This window comes from Rhizobium herbae (assembly GCF_017873135.1).
Classification (GTDB): Bacteria; Pseudomonadota; Alphaproteobacteria; order Rhizobiales; family Rhizobiaceae; genus Pararhizobium; species Pararhizobium herbae.
In genome coordinates, this window is record NZ_JAGGJV010000012.1 from 14,289 (window position 1) to 36,946 (window position 22,658).

Genomic DNA, 22,658 nt, shown 5'->3' on the forward strand with positions numbered 1-22,658 from the left:
GGCAAGCCGTTTTCGAAGGCTTGGCATCGCTTGCTGCAAGGAAATTCATGTCACCGAAAGACGGGCCGAAGACTGCCAAGGCAGACCGCGTCACCATTCGCACCGTTGCGTCACGTGCCGGCGTTTCCGTCGCCGCCGTGTCGAAGGTTCTTCGCAACGCCTATGGTGTCAGCGATAATCTGCGCGGCAAGGTGACGGTGTCGATCCAGGAACTGGGTTACCGGCCGTCGCGGACGGCGCGGGGCCTTCGTGGCCAGACGTTCACAATCGGGCTTCTGCTCGTCGATATCGGTAACCCGTTTCTTCCGGGCGTGATCGCCGGCGTCAACGGCGTTCTGGCGCCGTCGCATTATCAGGCGATGATCGGAGTGGGGGAAGCGCGCACCCAGCTGGAGACGTCGCTGATCGAAACGATGATCGACTACAAGATGGATGGCCTTATCCTCGTCGCACCGCGATTGCCTTCGGATGTGGTCGCAGCCTTTGCGACCCAGATCCCGATTGTCGCTCTGGGCTACCACGATGCTGCGGCGGAGACGTTCGATACGGTCAACACGGATGACCAGCGCGGCGCCGAGCTCGCCGTCGAGGCCTTGCTGGAGTGCGGTTATCGCGATATTGCGATGTTAAGCCAGGATGCGGGCGAGGGGTACAAGGTATCCGTCGTCCGCCAGCGCGAAATCGGCTATCGTCGGGCGATGCAGCGCTCCGGCATCGAGGGAGAGCCGGAAATCGTCAATATTGCCATCGATTCGCCGCGGCGCGAGGAGGCGATGCGGGCATTTTTGGTTTCCGGGAACAGGCCACGGGCGATCTTCTGCTGGAGCGACCTCGATGCAGTCACCATCCTCAGTCTTGCTGCGGAACTGAGGATTCGTGTTCCGGAAGATCTGGCCGTGGTCGGCTATGACAACTCGCCGACATCGGCGCTCAGCTTGGTCAATCTTGCGAGCATCGATCAATCGGGAAAGCAACTCGGCGAGACGGCAACGCGGACGCTGCTTTCAAGGATAGAGGGACGCGCCACGGCCACCCATATCCTGACGGAGCCGTCGCTGGTGAGAAGAGCGAGCCTCGGCTTGAAACTATAGCCCGCCCATCCGTCTATCTGCTGGCCCAGAGCGCTCCCCGCTCGAAAATCGTCTTCATCTGCGGCACCTCGAACTCGTCGGCGGTGTGGCCGAGTGCGCTGTAGAAGACGCGGCCCTTGCCGTAATGGCGCTTCCAGACAACCGGCATGACGACGCCATCGATAGACTCGAAATGTTCGCCGGTAAACGTCGTCGTCGCCAGCACCTCGTTACTCGGATCGACATGCATGTAATATTGCTCCGAGTGGTAGGCAAAACCTCCGATGCCTGCGACGATCGGATCGTCCGGCTTGGCGATATCGATCCTATAGTCGATGATATTGCCGGGATGGGAAACCCATTGCCCGCCAACCATGAACTGGTACTCGGTCTCGTTGCGGAAGCTGTCGCCCATGGTGCCGTGAAAACCGGCAAGACCGGTGCCGCCGCGGACAGCGGCGACGAGGTTTTCCAGTTCCGGCTTCTCGATCGTCGACATGGTGACCATGGGAACGATCAGGTCGAGCTGTGAAATCTCAGGATCGGCAAGCCCCGCTGTTCCCTGCTCCAGCCGCACGCCGAAACCATGGCCGGTGAGGATCTCCTTGACGATATTGGCGCTGCGGGCCGGCGTATGGCCTTCCCAGCCACCCCAGAAGATCAGTGCTGTCTTGCTCATGCTATTGTCCCTATTCCAGAATTCCGAAAGGCAGATCGGCGCGCATCGGCGCCGGCCGGGCGCAGCCATGTTTCAGGTCGATCCGCTGTCCGATTTCGGCAGATCGAATGATCGATTCCATGATCTCCAGCACATGCAGCGAGAGAGCGAGATTGGCGCGGTGTTCCCGGCCGGAAACGATCGCCTGCGCCATGTCGGCAAGGCCGAGAATGCGGTAGTTGCCGTCGCCATAGCCGTGCACCTGTTCGGCTACCGTCCAGTCGCCCTTGCGCTCGCTGGTCTTGATGTCGCCCTGAAACTGGTTGGGATCGGAAACGATCATCGAGCCAGTGGTGCCGTAGAGTTCGATGTGATTGTGCTCATGCTTCCAGACATCGAAACTGGTGGTGATCGAAATCGCCGCGCCGTTCTCGAAGTCGAGCAGGCCGGAAATATGCGTCGGCACCTCGACGCTCACCGTCTGGCCTTCGCGTGGCCCGGAGCCGATGGTGCGGGTGGCATAGGACGATTTCGCCTGGCCGGTCACCGATTTTACCGAACCCAGCAGATTGACGAGGCAGGTCAGGTAGTAGGGGCCCATGTCGAGCATCGGCCCGCCGCCGGGCTGGTAGTAGAAGTCCGGGTTCGGATGCCAGAGCTCGTGGCCCGGCACCTGCATGAAGGCGGAGCCGGCAACGACCGTGCCGATGGCGCCTGCATCGAGCACCCTGCGGGCCGTCTGGTGCGAGCCGCCAAGAAAGGTGTCGGGCGCGCAGCCGACCCGCACGCCTTTTTCGCGGGCAGCCGAAACCAGCCGCTCGGCATCGGCAAGCGTCGTTGCCAGCGGCTTTTCCGAATAGACATGCTTGCCATGCGCCACCGCCTGCAGCCCGACCGGCACGTGATGCTGTGGTGTCGTCAGGTTGAGGACGATCTCGATGCGGGGATCAGCGAGCAATCCGTCGATGGTCAGCGCTGAGACACCATAGGCCGCCGCCTTGGCTTCTGCCGCCGCCGGGTTGATATCGGCCACGCCGACAATGTCGAGCACGGGGAATTTCGGCGCGGCCTTCAGATAGGCGTCCGAAATATTGCCGCAGCCGATGATGCCGATACCGATTCGCCGCATGGTTTCCTCCCCGCTACGCGGGGCCATTGATGACGCGCGGGAACTCATTTGTCACCCCTTTCCAGCCAGCGAACGTCATCCGGCGAAAGCCGGATGTCGAATGCTTCCAGGCTGTGGTTGAGCTCGGCCAGCGATCGCGGGCCGATCAATGGTACGACGCGACCCTGTTGCGCCAGCACATAGGCAAGCGCCACCTGGATCGGATCCTTGCCGATCCGTTTTCCCAGCGCGATGGCCCGGTCGCGGCGGGCGAAATTGCTTTCGGAGTACCAGGAGCGCGCCAGCTCGGCATCGTCCATCTTGCCGCGTCCGGCCCGTTCGGTGAAGAAACCACGCGCCTGGCTGGACCAGGCGAAATTGGTGACTTTTTTCTCCGCGAGCCAGTCCATCCACTCCCTGCCGGTCGATGCGATACAGCCGGCCCAAACGGGATCGACCATGTCTGCCAGCGAGAAGTTGTTCGACAGAACGCTCGGGCGCGTCTTGCCCGTTCGCTCGGCATAGGCGATCGCCTCGTCGAAGCGTTCACGCGTCCAGTTGGAACCGCCGAAGGGGCCGCGAATGCGTCCTGCCTTCACCTCGGCATCCATCGCATCGACGAACTCTCCCACTGGAATGTCGGGATTGTCGCGATGCATGAAGTAGATATCGACGTACTCTCCCTTCATGCGGTCGAGGCTGACAGTAAGCTGCTTGGCGATCACGTCGGGATAGCACAAAGGCGTATGAGCGCCCTTGCCGATCACGATCGTCTCTTCGCGCACACCACGGCTGCTGATCCATTCGCCGACAAGACGATCGTGGAGGCCGTTGCCGTAACCAAAGGCAGTATCGACGAGATTTCCTCCGGCCTCGAAGAAGGCATCCAGAACGATGGCCGCGCCTGAAAATGTCGTAAATTCAATCAGGCCAAGGGCGGCGAGTGACATTTCCTTGGGCAGGCCGGGGATGTTGCCGCGCGCGACCTTGTCTGTCTTTCGGGTGAGCGCTTCACCTCTCAGCGTTCGCGTGCGGGTCGTATATTTCTCGCTTTCGTATTCCAGCCCGATTGCCGCCCGCCATTTGTCCATCACGCGCAGATTGCCGAGGGTGTCGGCCCGGCTCATGCCGGGATAGCTGAATTCGATGCGCCCTGCGCGGATGGCATCGCTCGCAGCATCGACCTCGAAGCTATAGAGATGACGGGGTTCTTCGACCTCGATCTCGCTCCGGCTTCCGTCCAAACCGATGATGTGGATCGTGCTTTTGCCGCCCTGCTTGCCGCCGGCGAACCAGAACTGGTCGAGTTCGATGCGGCCCTTGGTGCCGATAATTCTTAGAACATTGTCCTGCGCCAGCGAAATCGAGCAGGAAATCTCGGCGATGATGCCGTTCGGAAAATGCAGAAGCGCCGATGTCCACTCGTCCACCCCGGTCTCGCCGAGGTGGCCGACGGCTGTCACGTTGTCGGGATCGAGGAGGCCGGACGCTTCGTCGATACCGGCGATCAGCCGTGCCATCGAGACCGGATAACCGCCGACATCGAGGATACCGCCGCCGGCAAGCGCGTTGGAAAACAGCCGGTGTTCCGGCTCGAAGGGCAGCTTGGCGAAGCCGAAGCTGGACTTGATCATTCTGATGTCGCCGATGGTCTTGGCTTTCAGAAGCTCGATCAGCTTCGCCGTCAGCGGGTGCAGGCGGTACATATAGGCCTCGCCGAGGAAGGTGCCGGCCTTGCGGGCCGCCTCCTGCATGGCTTCCGCCTCCGCTGCCGAAAGGCCCATCGGCTTTTCGCACAGCACATGCTTGCCCGCTTCCGCCGCCTTGATCGTCCATTCGGCGTGGCCGGGATGGGGTATGGCGATATAAACAGCCTCGATATCCGGATCGGCAAGCAGCGCGTCATAGCCGTCGACGATCCGCGTTCCGGGGAAGCTTTCCACCAGTCCGGGCTTGCCGGGGTTGCGCGTGCCGATCGCTTCGACCGGACCGTTGTCCGATTGCGCTGCCCCGGCGAAGAAGTCCTTGGCGATCGTGCCGGGACCGAGAATGCCCCAGCGGATTTTGCCTGTGGTGGTCATGCTTTCATTCCTTTTCAGACGCAGGGCCTCAGCAACGGTATTCTTGCCGCGCCGGCTTCAACCGCTGGGGCTTAGTTTAGTTCAATAATGGCGCAGCCATAGCCCGCGAGTGTCAGTGCGCCGGTAATAGCCTTGTCGCTGTCGAGCAGGTTCTTGCCGGACGGGACGCCCGTCACGACGGCAGGTGTGTCCTTGATATTCTGCAGAAAGAGCAGGCGCCGCTCTGCGTTCTCGCGCATCGTCACCTCGACGCCATCAGGCAGACCGGCAACCAGCGGCGCTACATCCGCGTCCGCGAAGGTGCGGGTGGTAAGCTGATGGGTGAGTTCGGGGGTGAGATAGGTGCCGACATAAAGCACACGGCCTTTGCCGACTGTGCGCGAGGTGATGACTGGCATACCTTCGGCATATCGGTTCGACCAGACGCCGAGCGCTTCCACATCGGCATTGATGGCAAGGTTCTCGTAGAAATGTCCCGCATCGAATTCCCGGTTGCCGAAGGTGAAACGGCGGATGCGGCGGCTGGATTCGGCCGGCCTGTCGGGCGGAATGACCAATCCGCCGGAGCGTGTCATGGTGGCGAACAGGCCGTTGGCGCCGGGCGCCGCCAGCCGTCCGAAATCCTCGACGCGCACACCGGTGAATGCCGATAGGGACCGTCCCGGAGCGGCTTCGCGGATCACGTGGTTGTTGCCGTCGCGGGTGCCGGTACGGGCGCCGATGATCACCGTTCCGCCGTTCCGCGCGAAGGCTTCCAGCCGCTCGGTCCAGCCATCCTTCCAGATCACCCAGTGCGGGACGTAGAAGACCTTGAGTTTCGACAGGTCGTCCTCCGGATGGATGAAGCCGCAGGCGATGCCGCGATCATAACAATACTGATGCAGCAGGATGGCATCGTCCTGCGGGCTCGGCAGGCCGATCGGGAAGGTCTTGTGGGCCTCCTGATTGTCGAAATCGGAGCCGGCGATGCCGACATCCATGCGCACCCACGTGCCGAGGATCTTGTCCTTCAGCGCCGTCATCTCGGTCGCGAACTGCTTTGCCTCGTCATAGCGATGCCGGGCCACATCGTCATGATCGATGACGCCCATCCAGTAGATCTCGGCTCCGAAATGGGCGGGCCGCCAACGGAAGAACATCACGCCGTCGGCGCCACGCGCCACCGACGACATCGCCATGCGGCGCATCTCACCGGGCTCGGGCGTCAGCGTGCAAAACCCCGGCTGGGCGCCGAAGCCGGACTGTTGTTCGGGCACGATATAGTTGCCCGAAAAGCCACGGCAGACGTCGAGATGCAGCGCCTGGGCCTTCGCATGATCGCCGAACCGAAAGAACTCGTCATAAAGGAAGGGATAGATGTCGTAGCCGACGAAATCGAGATCGGTGGAGAACTGGCCGCGAAAGTCGATGTCGCGCAGTCCGCCGAGATTGTGGAAGATGAACCAGTCCTTGTTGGTGGCCCGCAGAATCTCGACCTGATCGTGCTGGAAGCGCGCGGTCGAAAACGCGAGGAAGCGGTGGTAGTCCTGCAGGTGGCCGGGGCCGGGGAAGGTTGGGGCAAAGTCCTGCGGGAACACGATCTGGCTGAAGTCGTCGTAAGCCGTCGCCCAGAAATCGCCGCCCCAGGCGAAGTTGAGCTTGTCGATCGTCTTGTAGGTGTCTTGCAGATAGGCCTGGAATTCGTTCAGCGCCGAGGGCGAATAGGATTCCGGCATGCTGGTGTTGAGTTCGTTGTCCGTCTGCCAGCCGATGACATCCGGATTGTCGCGGTAGTGCTCCGCCATCGCCTGTGTGATCTTGCGGCTGTATTCGCGAAAGACTGGACTCGACGTATCGGCGTGCTGGCGCGAGCCGTGGCTCATCGGCCGGCCGTTGCCGTCGAGCCGGAGGATTTCCGGGTGTTTGACGGTCAGCCAGCGCGGCGGGGTGGCGGTCGGAGTGCAGAGGATGGTCTTGACGCCATGGCGGCCGAGGCCTGCGATCGCCCGGTCGAACAGGTCGAAATCGAAGGTGCCTTCGCGTGGTTCGAAGATGTGCCAGGCGAATTCGCCGAGGCGGGCGGCATTGAAGCCGGCTTCTGCCATGCGGCGTGCATCATTGTCCCAATAGCTTTCGTTCACATGCTCGGGATAATGCGGTGTGCCGACCAGGAAGCGGTCGGTGTCGATGGTGCGCCAGACGGAGAGGGCACGCGAAGTCTTGGTCATGAAAATGCTCCTGAAATGGCAGGTCAGTCGGCGAGGATGGATTTGCGGGTGCTGATCGTCTGTGCCTCGCCGGAGGAAAACAGATAGACGTCGCGCGGATCGATGCTGAGACCGATGGCGGCGTCTGCGGAGATGGCGGTGACATGGCCGATCTGCACGGTGACAGTCCCGTTGCCGCTTTCTGAACTGACGCATTGCAGCGGGCCGGCATCGATATAGAGGATGGTTTCGCGGCCGAGATGCTCGACCAGCCGGACCTGTCCGGCGAAGGTTGCCGCTGCCGGATCGGTAGCGACGCTCAGGTTTTCCGGGCGGACCCCCATCGTCAATGTGTCGCCTTTCTGAACTGAAGCGCCGTCCGCCAGTTCGATCGACAAAGGCGCGAGGCCAGCCGCCGAGACAGTGGCGCTGCGGCCGGAGACGGAATCCACGGTCACTTCGAAGAAGTTCATCCGCGGCGCTCCGAGGAAACCGGCGACGAAGAGATTGGCGGGGTTGCGGTAGAGTTCCAGTGGCGATCCGACCTGCTCGATCGAGCCGTGATTGAGCACGACGATGCGGCTGGCCATGGTCATCGCCTCGACCTGGTCATGGGTGACGTAGATCATCGTAGCGCCGAGCTTGGCGTGCAGGCCTGAAAGCTCGACGCGCATCTGTGTGCGCAGTGCCGCGTCGAGGTTGGAGAGCGGTTCGTCGAACAGGAAGACGTCGGGCGAGCGGGTGATCGCCCGGCCGATGGCGACGCGCTGGCGCTGGCCGCCCGAAAGCTGCTTCGGCCTCTTGTCGAGTTGGTCGGTGATGCGCAGGATTTTTGCCGCGCGCAGCACGGCCGCGTCGATCTCGGCTTTCGGACGGTGGGCCATCCGCAAGCCGAAGCCCATGTTTTCCGCCACCGTCATGTGCGGATAGAGCGCATAGGACTGGAAGACCATGGCGATGCCGCGCTCGCCCGGCTCGGTATTGCTGACATCGCGACCATTGATGAGGATCTGGCCGGACGAGATGGTTTCGAGCCCGGCGATCGTCTTCAACAGCGTGGACTTGCCGCAGCCGGACGGGCCGACCATGACGATGAATTCGCCCTGTTCGACGTCAAGGTCGATACCGCGCAGCGCGTGATAGGCGCCGTAGCTCTTCTGGATCTGGTGGAGTTGAAGACTGGTCATGGCATCCTGCCTGGCGATTGCGGTTTCAGGTCTGTCGGTCGAAGTGGGAAGGTGAATATCCGTCATCCCTTGACCGCTCCCATGGTGAGGCCGGCGATGAAGTGCTTCTGCATCAGGAAGAACATGATCACCGGCGGCACGGCGACGACGATGGTGCCGGCCGAAATCAGGTTCCACGCCGAGACCCATTCGCCGCGTAGATTGGCAAGGCCGGCGGTCACCGGCTTGACGCTGTCGCTGATGGTCAGCACGACTGCCCAGAAATAGTCATTCCAGATGAAGGTGAAGAGCAGGATGGCAAGGGCTGCGAGTGCCGGGCGCACCAGCGGGATCACCACATGCACCAGCGTCTGGAACGGTGTTGCACCTTCCGCGCGGGCTGCCTGGAACAGTTCGTCCGGCAGCGCGGCGATGAAGTTGCGCATGAACAGGGTGGCAAAGCCGGTCTGGAAGGCGACATGGAAGATGATCAGCGCCATGGTCGTATCGTAAAGGCCGAGCCGGACCATCAGGTCGCGCACCGGGATCATCATGATCTGGTGCGGCAGGAAGTTGCCGCCGACGAAAAGCGCAAAGACCAGCATGTTGCCGGGAAAGCGGTAGCGCGATAGCACGAAGCCGGAAAGCGTACTCAGGATCAGCACGCCGATCACCGAGGGGATGGTGATGATGAGGCTGTTGAGAAAATACTGCGCCATCGGCGTCTGGGTAAAGACGGCGGTGTAGTTCTCGATCAGGCCGAACTGGGTCGGCCAGCCCCAGAGATTGCCGCCCATGACGTCCTGCATCGAGCGGAACGAGGTGAGGACGACGGCGAATAGCGGGCCGAGCCAGACGATCAGGATGCCGATGACAACCGCGACATAGAGGCGGCGCTGCCAGATGGCGGTTTCAGGAATGGGGCGAGGATACATCACGCCCCCCTTTCTTCGGCGCGAATAATGCGCGAGAGATACCAGACGATGAAGACGGCCATGATCACGAAGAGAACCGACGCAATCGCCGCGCCATAGCCGAAGCGGTAGGAAAAGATCGACTGCTCGAACATCTGGTACGCAAGCACGGAGGACGAGCCGAACGGCCCGCCGCTGGTCATCACCGAGATGATGTCGAAGGAGCGAAGCGCGCCGACGACGGTGACGGCGATGGCGATGAAGGTGACTTGCGTCAGCTGCGGCAGGACGATGTGGCGCAGCATGTTCCAGCCCTTGGCGCCATCGACCCTGCCGGCGCCGATCAGGTCTTCGCTGAGATTGTTGAGGCCGGCAAGATAAAGCACCATGCAGAATGCGGTCTGCGGCCAGAGTGCCGCGGTGACCACGGCGAAGGTAACGAAATGTTCGTCCGACAACACCGCCGGTGCCGTTGCGCCAAAGAAACGGAAGATGATCGCCAGAAGCCCGAATTGCGGCGTGTAGACCCAGCTGAAAACGACGCCGACGGCGACCGAGGCCAAAACTAGCGGGATGAAGAACAGCGACTTCAGGAACCGCATGCCGCGGATCTTCTGGTTGACCAGAAGCGCGATGGCAAGACCCAGCGGCGGCGCCAGCATGAACATCACCAGCCAGATGACGTTGTTCTTCAGCGACACGTAGAACTGTGGATCGTTGAAGAGTTCGCGGTAGTTGTCGAGGCCGATCCAGCGCATCGGGCCGAAGCCGTCCCATTCGTGCAGGCTGATCCATAGGCTCTCGACCGAAGACGCCAATATGACGACGGAAAAGAGAATGGCGGCAGGCATGATCAGAAGCGTCGGTGTCAGCCACCATCGATGGTGGCGCCAAAGGGTCTTCATCCTTGGTGTACCTCATTCACGGTATGGATTTGGACAGGCATCGGGGAGCGGGACAAGGCCCCGCTCCCGTCCGCCGGGAGGCGCTAGATCTTGAAGATCCGGCGTCGTGTTCCCTCTAGGCGCTGAAGGATGGCATCGCGGCGTTCCGGCTTTGCCATGAATTCCTGGAAGCCGGTGAGACCCGCCTGGGCCATGTCCGGATCGGTGTCGCGGTCGTAATATTGCGAGCTGCCGGCCACGGTCTTCAGGCTTTCAACCGCCGCATTGACCAGCGGGTCCTTGCTTGGAGGAAGGTCGTGCCGTGGCGGAACGTTGCCGGCGGGTTCCAGATAGGCGCTGAGGTTTTCCGGCTGGTAGAGGAAGGCGAGGAATTCACGGGCTCCCGCCTTGTTCTTGGCGTTGGCCGGAATGTGCACGGAATTGACCGAAAACTCCTCGTAGCGATCGATGCCTTCGATCTTGGGGAAGGGGGCGAAGGTCAACTGGCCGACATCCTGCTCCGGGAAAGCGTATTTGACGAAGGCGCCGAGATTCATCATGCCGGCCTTCTTCTGGGCGAGAAAGGCTCCCGCCTCCTGCCAGCCGAATGAGGTGTGGTCCGGCGTGAAGAAGCCCTGTTTGATCAGTTCTTCCCAGTGGTCAAAGACCGGCTTCAAAGTCGCATCGGTATAGGCCATCTCGCCGTTCATCAGGGCGAAATGCTTGTCGAGGCCGTTGATCCGCAGGTTCATCTGGTCGAACCAGCCGGCTGCCGGCCAAAGTTCCTTGGTGCCGATCGCGACCGGGGTCAGGCCCGCTTCCTTGGATTTCTGGCCGTAGGCGAGGAATTCGTCCCAATTGGTCGGCACAGTCAGGCCGTGTTCGTCAAACACGTCCTTGCGATAGAACATGCCCCACATGGTGCCGCCGGTCGGCAGGCCGTATTGCTTGCCGTCAACCGTCACCGCGGCGGTCGTGGTGCCCAGCACATCCTTGTATTTTTCCTTCTCGAACAGATCCGAGATGTCATCGAACAGCCCGCGGTTGACGAAGGCCTTCATGCGGTTTCCGGAAAACCAGAAGCAGATATCGGGGGCGCCGGCGACCAGATAGTTGCGGATCGCCGTCTTGTGCGCCTCGTGATCCATGTTGTTAATCACGACCTTGGTGCCGGACTGCTTTTCGAAATCCGCCCCGATCCGCCGCAGGACTTCCAGCGCGGTGGCATTGTTTTCGTTCGAAATCACCGTGACCTCGGCCGATTGGGCAAGGGCCGGCATTGAGAACCCTGTCACGGCCGCCACGGACACGCCGCCCGCGGCTTTGAGGAACGTACGTCTTGTTGCTGCCTGGTCGATCCACTTGAATGTCATTGTCACTCCTCCCTTTGTTGTTGCCTCTTCACCATTTCCATCGGCACGGCCGTTCTCCTCAACGGCCAGTACGAGACCGGCAACGCAACGCATCTCCTCGGGCAAAGCGCGCGCTTGCCCGCTCCTTTCGGATCGCGATGATATTGCCGGGATGAACCGGATTAAATTTCGCTGAACCCGGTTCGGGTGTTGATCAGTCGGGCAAAGTTATGCATATGTTTAAATCAGAGGCAATAATTAATTTACAAAATAAAGAAAGAAAATTGGTGAAGCTAAAAGGTGACCAGAGCACGGCCCGGGCGATGAACCGCCGCCTGATCCTCAATCTCCTGAGGCAGGAAGGGCCGCGCAGCCGCGCCGATATCGCCTCGGTGACAGGGCTGAGCCCGGCGGCAGTGACCTTCGTCGTGGCTGATCTGATCGATGAAGGCCTGCTGATCGAAGGCAAGACGGTTGCGGGTTCCGCCGGACGCCGCCCCATTCCAGTTGACATCAACTACGCCAATGGTCTTGCCATCGGCTTCAAGCTGATGGTTGGCTCAGTGGAATGTGTCGTCACCGACCTTGCCACCAATCCGCTGGGTTCGATGCGCCTGCCGCTTGCCGGCCACGATCCGGATCACATCGTAACGACACTGGCAGAGGCGGTGCCCGAACTGGCGTCGCTCGTCGATCGTCCGGGCGCGCGGCTGGCCGGGATCGGCATCTCCATGCCCGGCGTCATCGACAATCACAAAGCCGTCTGCATCCGCAGTCATCGCTATAATTGGGACAACGTGCCGCTCGGCGGAATGCTCGCCGAGCGGGTGAAAGTTCCGGTCTGGCTGGAGGACGACACCAACGCCTACGCTATTGCCCAGCAACTATTTGGCCTCGGCCGTCAGCATCGCAATATGGCCGTGCTGGCAATCGGCGTCGGCATCGGTTGTGCGCTGGTGTTCGAGGGTAAACTCTATCGCGGCGCAAATGGTGCGGCTGGAAAATTTGGCCATGTCTCCTACGTGGAGAACGGGCGCCTGTGCGAATGCGGCAAGCGCGGCTGTCTCATGGCCTATTATGCCGAACCGGCGATCCTCAACACATGGCGCGACGCCACGGGACGGGGAAAAGGGGCGGGAAGGCCCGAACTTCTGGCTGCCTTGAAGGCGGGTGAGCCACAGGCGCTTGCTGTCCTGGAAGAGGCAGGAAACGGCATCGGCCGTCATCTTGCCAATCTCGTCAACATCACCGATCCGGAGGTCATCGTTGTCGGCGGCGAGGCGGTTTCCTTCGGCGATGCGTTGTTCGGTCCACTGCGCAGGGCGCTGGAGAAAAACACGTTCCGCGCGCCGCCGCCAGTGCTGCCGGACTGGGAAGACAATTCCTGGGCGAGGGGGGCGGCGGCCCTGGTCACGCAAAAGATTTTCGATTTCGAAACCTCTGCCGGCAACGCGGCTCCGTCGCCGGATCAAGGCACGGGCAGGGAACGTCGCCCGCCTTTGTCATAACCTCTGTTTCGAGCGCCCGTTCCCTTCAAGCCAAAGGCAGCCGTTGCCGCACGATGGCGGCATGAAAACGCGCGCCGAAGAGCAGGCAGGCATCGTTGAAGTCGTAGTTCGGATTGTGCAGCGGCGCGGATTCCCTGCCATTGCCGACAAAGGCGAAACAGCCGGGCACATGATCGAGGAAACGCGCAAAGTCCTCCGATGCGGTCATCGGTTCCGGCGCGGTCGCGATGTGGTCCGCCTCGAATACGGAACGCGCCGCGGCGAAGGCGTCGCTGACCAGGGCAGCATCGTTGAGCAGCGGCACGAACTCCCGCGTATATGTCACCTCCGCCGTTACATTGTAGGAAAGCGCCGTGCCTTCGGCGATGATCCGCATCTGCTTCTCGATCTCGGCGCTGATTGCCGGCCGAAAACTGCGGGCATCGCCGAGAATGCGCGCTAGGCCCGGAAGCGCGTTTCGGGTGCCGTCGGTGATCAGTTCCGTCACCGAGACGACACCGATATCCGTGGGGCTGAGGCGGCGCGAGACGATGGTCTGCAGGTTGGTGACCAACGCGCAGGCCGCGACCAGAACCTCGTTGCCCCAATGCGGCCGCGCTGCGTGGCCGCCGACGCCTTTCAGCACGATCTCGAAATTGTCCTCGGCCGACATGATCGGGCCGGCGCGTGTTTCAAAATGTCCGACGGGCAGGCCGGGCATATTGTGAAGGCCATAGATCTCCTCGAACGGGAACCGCTCTATCATCAGCCCGTCCTCGAGCATGGCGAGCGCCCCTTTGCCCCATTCCTCCGCCGGCTGGAAAATAAAGCGCACGGTGCCGTCAAAGCCGCCTTCCCCGGCCAGCAGCTTTGCGGCCCCCAAAAGCATGGCCGTATGACCATCATGGCCGCAGGCATGCATGATGCCGGGGTCTTGCGAGCGGTAGGTCATCGTTCCCTGTTCGGCGATGCGCAGGGCATCCATATCCGCCCGAAGCGCGATCGAGTGATTGGCGCCGCCGCGTTTCAAGGTACCAACAACCCCTGTGCCGCCGATACGTTCGGCCACGTCGTCGAAGCCGAATTCTCGAAGTTTGGCGGCGACGAAGGAAGCGGTTCGTCTTTCCTCGAAACCGAACTCAGGATGGGCATGCAGGTCGCGCCGCCAGGCGGTCATGTCTTCTTCAAGTGAGCGCAGGTCCACCATGCTTCTTCCTCTCATTTCGCGATTGCCGCACCGACCTCTTCGGGCGCGATGCCGACGAGTTCGGTGTAGCGCTTAGGGTCTGTCGCGCCCTCGGTGTTGATGACCAGAACGCGCGAGGTGGCGTTGAGCCCGAGGGCGGCCCGGATTTCCGGATCGGCCACCGCCCGGATCAGGCCCGCCAGTCCCGCGCCGCCGCTCTCGCCTGCGACGATTGCGGGGTCATTGCCGGAAGGGCGAGCCAGACGGTTCATCACCGAGATGGCATCCTCGTCATCGACAGCTATGAAAGCGTCGGCAACACGGGACAGGATGCGCCAGGCAACGAGCGACGGCTCATAGCATTCGAGCATTGCCATCACAGTCGGTTCGCCATGTGCGATCTTTACCGGATGCCCGGCGCGGGCCGTCTCGACGATACAGGCGGCGCGGGCCGGATCGACGACGACGAAGACCGGCCGCTTTTCTGCCAGCGCGATCGACAGATGCCCCGCAACAGCCGCCGCGATACCGCCGACGCCCGCTTGCACGAAAACATGCGTCGGCGGTTCCGACACCTGGCGCAGGAACTCCCGCACCATGGCCGTGTACCCTTGCATCACCAGCCCGGGAATGCGCTCGTAACCGGACCATGACGTGTCGGAGACGATCGTCCATCCCTTTTCGGTGGCCACACGTGCCGCTTCCCTGACGGAGTCGTCATAGGTCCCCTCGACGCGGATCATCTGCGCGCCGAAGCGGCCGATCGCGGCGACGCGCTCGTCGCTGACGCCGGCATGCACGAAGATCGCGGCCTTGGCGCCGACCAGCTCTGCGCCTTGCGCGACGGAGCGGCCGTGATTGCCGTCGGTGGCGCAGGCCATCGTCATCCCGGCGGCGACGGCTTTCACCCTCGGCGCATGCAGTTCGGCAATGTCGATGTTGCCTCCCAACTGCCGGCTGGCCTCCTCCAGCACCAGGCGGATGACGGCGTAGGAGCCGCCCAGTGCCTTGAAACTGCCAAGGCCGAGCCGGTATCCCTCGTCCTTGACGTGGAGCGCGCCGATGCCAAGCTCGCTGGCCATGGCTGGGAGGGAGCGGAGCGGTGTTTCGGCATGATTGTCGCGATGGGTAAGAAACAGTTCGACGCTCTCTGCGGCGGCGATGCCAAGAGTGTCGGCATCCACCGGTTCCAGCGGCGCATTGTGGTCGGGATGAGTGTTGGTCAGAAACATCGGGCGTCCTCGTTGATCAGGTCGCCGAATATATATTGCATGTCGCGCGAAAAATGCGCTGAATTGGCAGGGCAATATTGCAAGTTTGTTTCGTGAGATCCATGGCCAGAGCTTCTTCCAGCACAGCGCTTGACGCCTTCGACCATGCTATTCTCCGCATCCTGCAGAAGGACAACACGACTCCGCAGCGGACGATCGGGGAAGCCGTCAACCTTTCGGCGCCCGCCGTGCAGCGCAGGATCAAGCGGCTCGAGGAGACCGGGGTGATCGAGGCGAATGTCGCGGTCGTCAATCCGGCCAAAGTCGGGCAGCCGCTCACCATTTTCGTCGAGGTCGAGGTGATCAGCGAGACCGCCGAACTGATCGACCTGGCCAAGACGGAATTCTCGGCGGCTCCGGAAATCCAGCAATGCTACTATGTGACGGGCGAGGCCGATTTCATGCTCGTCATCGTCGTCCCCACGATGACGGCCTACGAGGCGCTGGCGCGTCGGCTCTTTTTCGGAAACAACAACGTCAAGAAGTTCCGGACCTTTGTCGCCATGGATCGGGTGAAGGTCGGGTTGGCTGTGCCTTGCGAAATCTGACGCAAGAAACGGGTTGAATCCGAGGTCCGGCCGTACGATTTTCAGGGCGAATGGAAAAACGGAGGCCGTGTCATGGGTCGGACTGTGCACCAATATCTCATCTTCGAAACCGCCGGAGGTTTCTGCGGTATCGCCTGGAACGACGTCGGCATCACCCGTTTCCAGCTGCCGACAAAAAGCGCGGAAGCGACCGAGCGGCTTCTGTTGCGCCGACTGCCGGGTGCCGAGGCTGGAACGCCGACGCCGGAACTGGCTGAAGCGGTCGCCGCGGTGAAGCGCTATTTCGATGGCGAAGAGACGGATTTTTCCGGATTCAAACTGGATCTTGGTGGCCAGGATCCATTTTTCGAGCAGATCTACAGTGCCGCGCGGCGGGTCGCCTGGGGCCATACAACCACCTATGGCGCCCTGGCAAAGGAGCTTGGAGGCGGGCCGGAGGCAGCGCGCGACGTCGGCCAGGCCATGGCGAAGAACCCGGTGGCGCTGATCATCCCCTGCCACCGCGTGCTTGCGGCGGGCGGCAAGATCGGCGGCTTTTCGGCGCCGGGTGGCTCGTCTGCCAAGGCGCGCATGCTCGAACTGGAAGGTGTCCATGTCGGACCGCCGGAACCGGCGCAGCAATCGTTGGGATTTTAGGAAGCCGGAGCCATTGCCCGGTATGTGCGTTGTGAACTGGCGAAGGCGGTGGGTCGGCTGCCTTCGAAATGTCCTAATGAAAGGTGAATTGTGCACTGTCAGTTGCAAAATTTACCGACTGGATGACCGGGTGCCATTGCACCGGTCACGGTTTGAGAAGGAAAGAATGATGAAAACGACTCTTGCGATGGCGCTTGCCACAGCGTCGCTGGTTCTGACGGGTGGAATTGCCGCTCAGGCTGCCGATCTGGCAAATGGCGCGCCTGCTCCCAGCTATGAGGAGAGCGATGTACGCGGCGGCGTGAAGATCGGCTACCTCGAGTGCGAGGTTGGCGGTGGCGCCGGCTACGTTCTGGGCTCGGCCAAGGAAATTGATTGCACCTTCCACTCTTCGGTGGGCAAGGAACGCACGGACCACTATACCGGCGCGGTCAGGAAGATGGGCGTTGACCTCGGCTTCACGACGCGCAGCAAGCTCGTCTGGGCGGTTCTGGCGCCGACGGCGGGTTACCATCAGGGTTCGCTCAGCGGTCTCTATCAGGGCGCAAGTGTTGAAGCCACGGTCGGTGCGGGTGTCGGTGCAAACGTTCTCGTGGGCGGCACCTCCGGCTCCATCCACCTCCAGACGATCAGCGTGACGGGCCAGCTCGGCCTGAACCTTGCGGCAGGCGGCACATCGGTAACGCTCACAGCCGTCAACTAAATCGTCCCGCTTTCCCCCTTCGTCTCTTCGAGGGGGGAAAGTTCAAAAGCTGGCCTGCGTTGGTACGCGGCGGCAGTTCAATCCGCCAGTTCGGGATTGTCCGCGCGAAGGCTTTTGGGTCTGAGCAAGCGGATGGCCTTGCCCGCCGGGCTGGTCTGGAGCTGCAACACGCGTGTAAAGAAGCGGTTGCCGGATGCCACCCTGCCGATATTCACGATAGCCGCACTCCCCAGTTCCTGCTCCATAAAGGTGAGGACTTGCTGGTAGGCATCGCGGTCCAGGGTGTCGAGTGCCTCGTCAATGATGATCCAGCTCGGTTTGTGCAGTCCCAGCCGTGCAATGGCCAGAAGCCGGATTTCGACTTCATTGAGTTTCAGCCTTGTCCGCATGTCCTGATCCAAGCTGTTTTGCAGCTTGCTCAGGCCGACCATGGACAACACCGAGACCATGTCGGATTTTTTGAATTTGCCTGGATTTTCCGGATAGCTGAGGACTTCCTCCAGCGTTCCCGGCGGAAAATAGGGCGTTCGCGGTACAAAGGCGATGCCGTCACCGTCGGGTAGGGCAATGCGCCCGTATCCCCAGGGCCAAAGGCCGGCCAGAGACCGGAAAAATGGCGCCTTTTCCACATCCGAGTCACTGGTCACCAGAACGCGGTCGCCGGGCCGGATTTCGACATGCTGATCGGCAAGCTTGATGCAGCCGGACGGCAGGGCAATTTCCAGGCGGTCGATAGTCAGGCGGTCGCCGTCAGCCTGTGCAAATTCGATTCGCTTGTCGTTTTCGTGCCGTTCGTCGGTCATCAGGATCGCAGACCGGAAGGCGGCGACGCGAAGCAGTGTCGCGCGCCAGTCGGCGATGCTGTCGATATTGTCGACGAACCAGCGCAACGACGTATTCACCTGGTTGAACGCGCCGACCGCCATCATCAGGCCGCCAAAACTGAGATCGCCATTGAAATAGACCGGGGCCGCGATGACGATGGGCGCGACGACCGTGAGCCAACCATAGCCTGATGTGACCCATGTCAGCCGTGTCAGGGCCATCATCAGCTTGTTGCTGATTTCCAGAACCGAGGCGAGATCGCGCTGGAGACGACGCTTTTCATTGCCTTCGCCGGAGGACAGCGAAACCGCCTCTATATGCTCATTGACCCGCATCAGCGAGAAGCGCAGAGCGGCCTCCCGCGCATAGTGGTCGCCATTGATCTTGACGAGGGGGCGTCCGACGAACCAGCTCACGGCCGCAGCCGTCCCGGCGTAAAGGAAGGCCGCCCAGACCATGTAACCGGGAATGTTGAGATCATAGCCGCCGACATGAAAGATGAAGCCGGACGAAAGCGACCACAAAACGCCGACGAAACTGGCAAGCAGAATGCCCGACTGGAACAGGCCTATGGTGAGGCCGGCCGTCAGGTCGGCGAGATGACGGGCGTCCTCATGCACGCGCTGGTCGGGATTGATGCCGATCGCGCCGGCATTGGCAAGGCGAAAGGCCCGTGCCGGCTTCATCCATTCGCCGATGAGATCGAGCGTCAGGCCTTCTCTGAGCTTGATCCGGATCCACTGGTTGAGCCAGGTTTGCAGCACATTGAGGATCAACAGCGTGCCGGCAATCTGGCCAAAGGTGATGAACTGCATCAGAAAGGCGGAGAGATCGCGCCGCTCGAGGGTATCGTAGAAGGGTTTGTACCATCGGTTCAGCATGATCTGCCCGGCCGCGGTTGCCAGTATGACGATGACGATCCCGATTGCGAGCCATATGATGGTCTTGCGGACAGGCGAGGCGACAAAAGCCCGCTGCATCATGCGGAGCTGATCGAAGAAAGGCTGCTCGTCGTCGGTTTCTACACGCTGGTTACTCTTACCATTCATGTCATGCGGCATTGGCGCGAATCTCTCCACCATGGTCTTCACCTGCGAAATATAGCGCGTCCGAAGCGCTATCCCTAAGAAAGATTAGCAAAGGAGGATGGAGCGAAGCAGTCCAAGGTATTCCTTTGCCGGCTATCATCGCAGATCGGCGGGCAAAGGGCTGTTCACGTTTCGCGGAACTTGCCATGCACGAAGGCCTTGGCTCGGGCGATGGCGGCCGCGAGCGGGTCTCCAAAGGCCAGGCGCGCGGCAATCGCGCTGGCGAGCATGCAGCCGGTGCCGCGCATCGACGCAGCAAGGCGAGGGGATGCAAAGGACTGATCGGCGTGTTCCGGCTGGACGAGGAGATCGATGGCTTCCACGCCGCCGGCGTGTCCGCCCTTGACCAGAACCGCCTTTGCCCCTGCCATCAAAAGGCTCCGGGCCTGACCGGCCACGCTATCGGGTGATGAGGCAACGGTAGATGCCGCCAGCACCGAAAGCTCCGGCAGGTTGGGCGTGACGAGCGTGCACGCCCGAAACAGGTCACGCAGGGCATCCGTCGCGTCCGGGGTCAACAGGGCGCGACCGGATGTCGAGACCAGAACCGGATCGAGAACCACAGGGATGTCAGGATGATCCACAAGGATCTGCGCCACGGCAGCAATCGTCGCCGGGGTCGCCAGCATACCAATCTTGACGGCTGCGATAGGATTGGCGGACAACGCAGCCCGCATCTGCTGCGCGACCCGCTCCGGTGCCACGGCATCGACACCTTGGACCCCGTGATGCGTCTGGACGGTGACGGCGGTGATCGCGACCGACGCTTTCACGCCGAATGCGGCAAGCGTCTCGATGTCGCGGACAATGCCGGCGCCGCCCGAGGAATCGGACCCCGCCACAACGAGCACATGTGGAATATTCCTCATCACCGGAATCGCGCCGTCCGTTCGATCCATTGCCGCGTGCGTGCTTCCGGGGCGGCATTCAGGGTAATGTCGGTAACGACGGCGGCGCAGTCGGCGCCATGGGCAAAGACGCTGTCGATACGGTCGGTATTGAGCCCGCCGATCGCCACGAGCGGCAGGGGGCCGATGCGCGTTTTCCAGTCCCGCAACCTGTCCAGCCCCTGCGGTTCCCACTTCATCTTTTTAAGGATGGTTGGCCAGACCGGACCCAACGCCACATAGTCGGGCGCGGCTGCGAGCGCTGTCTCCAGTTCCGTCTCGTCATGCGTCGAGAGCCCAAGCTTGAGGCCCGCGGCGCGGATGGCGGCAATATCCGCTTCGGCCAGATCTTCCTGGCCGAGATGGACGAAATCGCATTCCTCCTCGATAGCCAGTTGCCAGTAGTCGTTGATGATCAGCTGGCAGCCATGTTCGGCGCAGATCGCCTTCGCGCGACGGATTTCACGACGCAACTGCATCTCTTCGCAATCCTTCATGCGCAGCTGCACCAGCTTCACGCCGAGCGGCACAAGGCGGTCGATCCACTCCGCGCTATCGACGATCAGGTAGAAGGGATCGAGCCTCATGAAAACACCGCCTTGCCGATGACCGGCGTCGAGGGAACAGCCATGTCGCGCGGCTCCAGCATGCCAGCCAGAAAGGCTGTGCGGCCCGCATCGATCGCGCCGGAGAACGCCGCTGCCATCAAAACAGGATCGGCGGCCCCGGCGACGGCAGTGTTCAGTAGCACCGCGTCAAAGCCGAGTTCCACGACGATGGCGGCATGGGAGGGCCTGCCGATACCGGCATCGACGATCAGCGGGACGTCTGGAAAATTGGCGCGCATGCTGCGCAATGCCGGCAGATTGACAGGCCCCATGGCCGAGCCGATCGGCGCGCACCAGGGCATCAATACTTCGCAGCCCGCCTCCAGAAGCCGCTCCGCCACCACCAGATCGTCGGTGGTGTAGGGGAAGACCTTGAAGCCTTCGTTGCTCAGGATGCGTGCCGCCTCGACCAACCCGAACACATCCGGCTGCAATGTGTCGTGATTGCCGATTACCTCAAGCTTGATCCAGTCCGTGGCAAAGACATCGCGTGCCATCTTTGCCGTCAGCACCGCTTCGGAGACCGTGTGGCAGCCCGCAGTGTTGGGCAGGACCCTGACGCCAAGCGTGCGGATCAGTTCGAAAAAAGCGCCGCCGGTGCGGCTGCCGGCTGTCTCCCGGCGCAACGACACGGTGACGATCTCCGTCTTCGATGCGCGCACCGCATCCGCAAGAATGGCAGGAGAGGGATAGCGGGCAGTTCCCAGCAGAAGGCGGGAAGCGACGGACGTTCCATAGAGTTCGAGCATGATCAGCCTCCCTGCATCGGCGAAAGGATCTCGATGCGGTCGCGATCGCTCAGCGCAAAGGCCTCGCGATCCTCCCGGTGCACCAGTTCGCCGTTGACGGCCGTCGCCAGCCAGTCGCCTTCGTATTCCAGTGCGGTCAGCAGCTCCGAAAGGATCGATATATCGGTCTGATGGTCTTCGCCGTTGATCGTCAGTTTCATCGGCTTGCTCCAATTTGTGGTGGGTTGGCGGCTCCGCGTTGGTCCGAGAGAGGTTTGAACGGACCGGCAGACGGCACGTGTTTCGTTTTCGAGGGGCCTATGATGTGCGCTGCAACGTCCCAGGCAACGGATGGCGCAAGCAGGAACCCGTGCCGATAGAAGCCGTTGACCCGGATGGTTCTCCCATCAACGTCGAAGCGGGGCAGATTGTCCGGATAGGCCGGACGGACGCCTGCGCCGGTTTCGATCACCCGGGCCTCGCCGAAAGCCGGATGAAGCGCATAGGCCGCGTTCAGAAGCTCCATCAGCGACCGGGCGCTGACCGGTCCGTCGTCGTTGCTTTCGATCATGGTCGCGCCGACCATGAAGCATCCATCGCCGCGCGGCACGATATAGAGCGGAATACGCGGATGCAGCAGCCGGACAGGGCGTGACAGCGTCACCTCCGATGTTTCCAGCATCAGCATTTCGCCACGCACGCCGCGCAGATTCGCCGCTCGGCCGATCGCACCTGCCCCGGTGCAATCGACGACACGGTCGAACCCGGCATCCGGAAAGTCCGTGGCGGCGCCGAAATGGAACCGCACGCCCATTGCCGCCAGTTTTTCATGCAGTGCCGTTATCGCGCGCCTCGGATCGAGATGTACTTCATCGCGAAAGAACAGTGCCTTGCGGAATCGTCCGGCAAGGTCCGGCTCCAGGGCTTCGATCTCATCCGCATCCAGCCAGTCGAACCCCGATGTGCGGCTCGCGAAGCGGGTCAGTTCGGCCGTATCGCGTGGTGGCGCCACCACCAGCGTGCCCTTGCGGACGACATCGCCGGGCAGGGCGGCGTCCCACCAGTCGGCTGCACCGCGTCCGAGCGTGAGGACCGTTTCGGGCGCACTTTCGCGTTCGCACCAGGGCGCCAGCATGCCGCCGGCAAACCACGAGGCTCCACCACCGGCGCGTGGCGCTGTCTCTGCCACCTCGACCGCGACGCCCTTCGTCGCCAGCTCATGGGCAAGCGTGAGGCCGGCAACGCCGGCCCCCCTGATCAGCACGCGCATGA

21 protein-coding genes are annotated in these 22,658 nt (G+C 61.9%); 5 read left to right on the top strand and 16 right to left on the bottom strand.

Annotation, left to right across the window (positions count from 1 at the left end; all coding sequences use genetic code 11):
• Positions 1-47 precede the first annotated feature (47 nt).
• The gene (locus J2Z75_RS26120; RefSeq protein ID WP_209856482.1) at positions 48-1,091 is read left to right on the top strand and encodes a LacI family DNA-binding transcriptional regulator; all 1,044 of its coding nucleotides are present in this window, start codon (positions 48-50) and stop codon (positions 1,089-1,091) included.
• 13 nt (positions 1,092-1,104) lie between these two features.
• Here the strand turns inward: J2Z75_RS26120 and J2Z75_RS26125 are convergent, their stop codons facing one another.
• From J2Z75_RS26125 to J2Z75_RS26160, 8 genes are all read right to left on the bottom strand, one after another.
• The gene (locus tag J2Z75_RS26125) at positions 1,105-1,749 is read right to left on the bottom strand and encodes a ThuA domain-containing protein (protein WP_209856484.1); all 645 of its coding nucleotides are present in this window, start codon (positions 1,747-1,749) and stop codon (positions 1,105-1,107) included.
• A 10-nt stretch (positions 1,750-1,759) separates the two neighbouring features.
• The gene (locus tag J2Z75_RS26130) at positions 1,760-2,857 is read right to left on the bottom strand and encodes a Gfo/Idh/MocA family protein (protein ID WP_209856487.1); all 1,098 of its coding nucleotides are present in this window, start codon (positions 2,855-2,857) and stop codon (positions 1,760-1,762) included.
• A gap of 44 nt (positions 2,858-2,901) precedes the next feature.
• A complete protein-coding gene (locus tag J2Z75_RS26135; RefSeq protein ID WP_209856488.1) occupies positions 2,902-4,917 on the bottom strand; it encodes an aldo/keto reductase in 2,016 nt (671 codons plus the stop codon).
• Between the two features lie 71 nt (positions 4,918-4,988).
• A complete protein-coding gene (locus J2Z75_RS26140; RefSeq protein WP_209856490.1) occupies positions 4,989-7,124 on the bottom strand; it encodes a beta-galactosidase in 2,136 nt (711 codons plus the stop codon).
• A 23-nt stretch (positions 7,125-7,147) separates the two neighbouring features.
• Positions 7,148-8,290 carry an ABC transporter ATP-binding protein gene (locus tag J2Z75_RS26145; protein ID WP_209856840.1) on the bottom strand — a complete coding sequence of 381 codons (1,143 nt, stop codon included), beginning with the start codon at positions 8,288-8,290 and terminating at the stop codon, positions 7,148-7,150.
• Positions 8,291-8,352: 62 nt separating this feature from the next.
• Entirely contained in the window at positions 8,353-9,204 is an 852-nt protein-coding gene (locus J2Z75_RS26150; protein WP_209856492.1) for a carbohydrate ABC transporter permease, read from the bottom strand.
• Positions 9,204-10,088, bottom strand: a complete 885-nt coding sequence (locus J2Z75_RS26155) for a carbohydrate ABC transporter permease (protein WP_209856494.1) — start codon at positions 10,086-10,088, stop codon at positions 9,204-9,206. Before J2Z75_RS26155 ends, J2Z75_RS26150 begins: the two co-directional genes overlap by 1 nt.
• An 83-nt stretch (positions 10,089-10,171) precedes the next feature.
• Entirely contained in the window at positions 10,172-11,440 is a 1,269-nt protein-coding gene (locus J2Z75_RS26160; protein WP_209856497.1) for an ABC transporter substrate-binding protein, read from the bottom strand.
• Positions 11,441-11,706: 266 nt separating this feature from the next.
• Here J2Z75_RS26160 and J2Z75_RS26165 point away from each other — a divergent pair, with 266 nt between their 5' ends.
• Positions 11,707-12,927, top strand: a complete 1,221-nt coding sequence (locus tag J2Z75_RS26165; RefSeq protein WP_209856499.1) for an ROK family transcriptional regulator — start codon at positions 11,707-11,709, stop codon at positions 12,925-12,927.
• A gap of 25 nt (positions 12,928-12,952) precedes the next feature.
• On the opposite strand, the gene J2Z75_RS26170 is transcribed toward J2Z75_RS26165, so the two are convergent.
• Positions 12,953-14,113: a M20 aminoacylase family protein gene (locus tag J2Z75_RS26170; protein WP_209856501.1), complete on the bottom strand. Its 1,161-nt coding sequence runs from the start codon at positions 14,111-14,113 to the stop codon at positions 12,953-12,955.
• Between the two features lie 11 nt (positions 14,114-14,124).
• A complete protein-coding gene (locus J2Z75_RS26175; protein ID WP_209856503.1) occupies positions 14,125-15,324 on the bottom strand; it encodes a diaminopropionate ammonia-lyase in 1,200 nt (399 codons plus the stop codon).
• A gap of 101 nt (positions 15,325-15,425) precedes the next feature.
• Here J2Z75_RS26175 and J2Z75_RS26180 point away from each other — a divergent pair, with 101 nt between their 5' ends.
• The 3 genes from J2Z75_RS26180 to J2Z75_RS26190 all read left to right on the top strand — a co-directional run bounded on the left by J2Z75_RS26180 (position 15,426) and on the right by J2Z75_RS26190 (position 17,250).
• Positions 15,426-15,911 (top strand): Lrp/AsnC family transcriptional regulator, encoded by a 486-nt coding sequence (locus tag J2Z75_RS26180; protein ID WP_209856504.1) that lies wholly within the window; start codon positions 15,426-15,428, stop codon positions 15,909-15,911.
• Positions 15,912-15,983: 72 nt separating this feature from the next.
• On the top strand, positions 15,984-16,547 hold the full coding sequence (locus tag J2Z75_RS26185; RefSeq protein WP_209856505.1) for a methylated-DNA--[protein]-cysteine S-methyltransferase: 564 nt from the start codon (positions 15,984-15,986) through the stop codon (positions 16,545-16,547).
• A 169-nt stretch (positions 16,548-16,716) separates the two neighbouring features.
• The gene (locus J2Z75_RS26190; RefSeq protein ID WP_209856506.1) at positions 16,717-17,250 is read left to right on the top strand and encodes a DUF992 domain-containing protein; all 534 of its coding nucleotides are present in this window, start codon (positions 16,717-16,719) and stop codon (positions 17,248-17,250) included.
• 77 nt (positions 17,251-17,327) lie between these two features.
• On the opposite strand, the gene J2Z75_RS26195 is transcribed toward J2Z75_RS26190, so the two are convergent.
• From J2Z75_RS26195 to thiO, 6 genes are all read right to left on the bottom strand, one after another.
• Positions 17,328-19,157 carry an ABC transporter ATP-binding protein/permease gene (locus tag J2Z75_RS26195; RefSeq protein WP_234937585.1) on the bottom strand — a complete coding sequence of 610 codons (1,830 nt, stop codon included), beginning with the start codon at positions 19,155-19,157 and terminating at the stop codon, positions 17,328-17,330.
• Positions 19,158-19,288: 131 nt separating this feature from the next.
• Positions 19,289-20,032: a hydroxymethylpyrimidine/phosphomethylpyrimidine kinase gene (locus J2Z75_RS26200; protein ID WP_209856507.1), complete on the bottom strand. Its 744-nt coding sequence runs from the start codon at positions 20,030-20,032 to the stop codon at positions 19,289-19,291.
• Positions 20,032-20,637 (bottom strand): thiamine phosphate synthase, encoded by a 606-nt coding sequence (locus tag J2Z75_RS26205; protein ID WP_209856508.1) that lies wholly within the window; start codon positions 20,635-20,637, stop codon positions 20,032-20,034. The genes J2Z75_RS26200 and J2Z75_RS26205 overlap by 1 nt, the downstream gene beginning before the upstream one ends.
• Positions 20,634-21,407 carry a thiazole synthase gene (locus J2Z75_RS26210; protein WP_209856509.1) on the bottom strand — a complete coding sequence of 258 codons (774 nt, stop codon included), beginning with the start codon at positions 21,405-21,407 and terminating at the stop codon, positions 20,634-20,636. Before J2Z75_RS26210 ends, J2Z75_RS26205 begins: the two co-directional genes overlap by 4 nt.
• A 2-nt stretch (positions 21,408-21,409) precedes the next feature.
• Complete coding sequence (gene thiS / locus J2Z75_RS26215; RefSeq protein WP_209856511.1) at positions 21,410-21,607, bottom strand: sulfur carrier protein ThiS; 198 nt, start codon at positions 21,605-21,607, stop codon at positions 21,410-21,412.
• Positions 21,604-22,656 (bottom strand): glycine oxidase ThiO, encoded by a 1,053-nt coding sequence (gene thiO / locus J2Z75_RS26220; RefSeq protein ID WP_209856512.1) that lies wholly within the window; start codon positions 22,654-22,656, stop codon positions 21,604-21,606. The genes thiS and thiO overlap by 4 nt, the downstream gene beginning before the upstream one ends.
• Between the last annotated feature and the right edge of the window lie 2 nt (positions 22,657-22,658).

Coding starts and splice junctions, on each gene's coding strand:
- J2Z75_RS26120 (WP_209856482.1), top strand. CDS start 48: ATGTCACCGAAAGACGGGCCGAAGACTGCCAAGGCAGACCGCGTCACC.
- J2Z75_RS26125 (WP_209856484.1), bottom strand. CDS start 1,749: ATGAGCAAGACAGCACTGATCTTCTGGGGTGGCTGGGAAGGCCATACG.
- J2Z75_RS26130 (WP_209856487.1), bottom strand. CDS start 2,857: ATGCGGCGAATCGGTATCGGCATCATCGGCTGCGGCAATATTTCGGAC.
- J2Z75_RS26135 (WP_209856488.1), bottom strand. CDS start 4,917: ATGACCACCACAGGCAAAATCCGCTGGGGCATTCTCGGTCCCGGCACG.
- J2Z75_RS26140 (WP_209856490.1), bottom strand. CDS start 7,124: ATGACCAAGACTTCGCGTGCCCTCTCCGTCTGGCGCACCATCGACACC.
- J2Z75_RS26145 (WP_209856840.1), bottom strand. CDS start 8,290: ATGACCAGTCTTCAACTCCACCAGATCCAGAAGAGCTACGGCGCCTAT.
- J2Z75_RS26150 (WP_209856492.1), bottom strand. CDS start 9,204: ATGTATCCTCGCCCCATTCCTGAAACCGCCATCTGGCAGCGCCGCCTC.
- J2Z75_RS26155 (WP_209856494.1), bottom strand. CDS start 10,088: ATGAAGACCCTTTGGCGCCACCATCGATGGTGGCTGACACCGACGCTT.
- J2Z75_RS26160 (WP_209856497.1), bottom strand. CDS start 11,440: ATGACATTCAAGTGGATCGACCAGGCAGCAACAAGACGTACGTTCCTC.
- J2Z75_RS26170 (WP_209856501.1), bottom strand. CDS start 14,113: ATGGTGGACCTGCGCTCACTTGAAGAAGACATGACCGCCTGGCGGCGC.
- J2Z75_RS26175 (WP_209856503.1), bottom strand. CDS start 15,324: ATGTTTCTGACCAACACTCATCCCGACCACAATGCGCCGCTGGAACCG.
- J2Z75_RS26180 (WP_209856504.1), top strand. CDS start 15,426: ATGGCCAGAGCTTCTTCCAGCACAGCGCTTGACGCCTTCGACCATGCT.
- J2Z75_RS26185 (WP_209856505.1), top strand. CDS start 15,984: ATGGGTCGGACTGTGCACCAATATCTCATCTTCGAAACCGCCGGAGGT.
- J2Z75_RS26190 (WP_209856506.1), top strand. CDS start 16,717: ATGAAAACGACTCTTGCGATGGCGCTTGCCACAGCGTCGCTGGTTCTG.
- J2Z75_RS26195 (WP_234937585.1), bottom strand. CDS start 19,157: ATGGTGGAGAGATTCGCGCCAATGCCGCATGACATGAATGGTAAGAGT.
- J2Z75_RS26200 (WP_209856507.1), bottom strand. CDS start 20,032: ATGAGGAATATTCCACATGTGCTCGTTGTGGCGGGGTCCGATTCCTCG.
- J2Z75_RS26205 (WP_209856508.1), bottom strand. CDS start 20,637: ATGAGGCTCGATCCCTTCTACCTGATCGTCGATAGCGCGGAGTGGATC.
- J2Z75_RS26210 (WP_209856509.1), bottom strand. CDS start 21,407: ATGCTCGAACTCTATGGAACGTCCGTCGCTTCCCGCCTTCTGCTGGGA.
- thiS (WP_209856511.1), bottom strand. CDS start 21,607: ATGAAACTGACGATCAACGGCGAAGACCATCAGACCGATATATCGATC.
- thiO (WP_209856512.1), bottom strand. CDS start 22,656: ATGCGCGTGCTGATCAGGGGGGCCGGCGTTGCCGGCCTCACGCTTGCC.